Annotated in this window: 1 pseudogene; it reads right to left on the bottom strand. The window is 67.2% G+C overall.

What is annotated here, in order from left to right:
• Nucleotides 1-229, bottom strand: a pseudogene (locus SB751_RS35955) (LuxR family transcriptional regulator); the annotation flags it as partial.

Genomic DNA, 229 nt, shown 5'->3' with positions numbered 1-229 from the left:
CGGCGGCCGAGACGATCGTCTGGTTGCCGTCGAGCGCATAGAAATGTCGCGCGTAGGTGTCGGCGACATCGCGCAGGTAGCGGCCGCCGCGATGATCGGCGACCGACACGGTGCGCGGCCGGTTGCCGAACTCGTACGCGAAGATCGTGCACTGCGTGACGGACAGCGCATCGTCGAACAGCTTCAGGATTTCCGCGGCGAACGCGTTCGGCTCGCTGCCGCCGATCGC

It is taken from the genome of Cupriavidus sp. SIMBA_020 (assembly GCF_046535395.1).
Taxonomy (GTDB): Bacteria; Pseudomonadota; Gammaproteobacteria; order Burkholderiales; family Burkholderiaceae; genus Cupriavidus; species Cupriavidus campinensis.
The sequence above is the reverse complement of the archived record's forward strand: the minus strand, read 5'-3'. Positions and strand labels throughout refer to the sequence as shown.